This window comes from Providencia sp. PROV076, from assembly GCF_028483405.1.
GTDB classification, from domain to species: domain Bacteria; phylum Pseudomonadota; class Gammaproteobacteria; order Enterobacterales; family Enterobacteriaceae; genus Providencia; species Providencia huaxiensis.
Genome location: NZ_JAMPRR010000075.1, coordinates 1 through 1,067 on the forward strand (window position 1 = coordinate 1; position 1,067 = coordinate 1,067).

General features: G+C 60.4%; 1 pseudogene. It reads left to right on the forward strand.

The window, feature by feature from the left end:
• A pseudogene (locus PSF67_RS22025) lies at positions 1-832 on the forward strand (IS91-like element ISCR2 family transposase); the annotation flags it as partial.
• Positions 833-1,067: the final 235 nt, after the last annotated feature.

The window sequence follows — 1,067 nt, forward strand, 5'->3', positions numbered from 1 at the left end:
GCTGACGCACACCATCGCCCACCGGGTGGGTCGCTATCTGGAACGGCAAGGCCTGCTGGAACGGGATGTCGAAAACAGCTATCTGGCCTCGGATGCGGTGGATGACGACCCGATGACACCCCTGCTGGGGCACTCGATCACTTACCGTATCGCTGTCGGTTCACAGGCGGGGCGAAAGGTGTTCACTTTGCAAACTCTGCCGACCAGTGGTGATCCGTTCGGTGACGGGATTGGCAAGGTAGCCGGGTCCAGCCTGCACGCCGGCGTGGCGGCCAGGGCCGATGAACGCAAGAAGCTCGAACGGCTGTGCCGGTACATCAGCCGCCCGGCGGTATCCGAGAAGCGGCTGTCGTTAACACGAGGCGGCAACGTGCGCTACCAGCTCAAGACGCCGTACCGGGACGGCACCACGCACGTCATTTTCGAACCATTGGATTTCATTGCAAGGCTGGCCGCCCTGGTACCGAAGCCCAGAGTCAACCTAACCCGCTTCCACGGGGTGTTCGCACCCAACAGTCGGCACCGGGCGTTGGTCACGCCGGCAAAACGGGGCAGGGGCAACAAGGTCAGGGTGGCTGATGAACCGGCAACACCAGCACAACGGCGAGCGTCGATGACATGGGCGCAACGGCTCAAGCGTGTTTTCAATATCGACATCGAGACCTGCAGCGGCTGCGGCGGCGCCATGAAAGTCATCGCCTGCATTGAAGACCCTATAGTGATCAAGCAGATCCTTGATCACCTGAAGCACAAAGCCGAAACCAGCGGGACCAGGGCGTTACCCGAAAGCCGGGCGCCACCGGCTGAGCTGCTCCTGGGTCTGTTTGACTGACGAGCCTGAAGGCCAACGATACCAATCAAAATGCTGCGTTCACAGCGCCGCGGCAGGGATCCGCCGTGCTGGTTGTCGGAAAAGGAGCCGCTAGTGGGAAAGAGGAGGGTAAATTTTCAGCGTTGCTGGCTCCCCGTCAGCCGGATTGGGTTGCATCGCAGGGGTGTCGAAAGAGTCAACTGCGGTCCAAAGCTGTTGGACTTGGGTGAAAAGGGCGTTTATTCTTCCTATACGT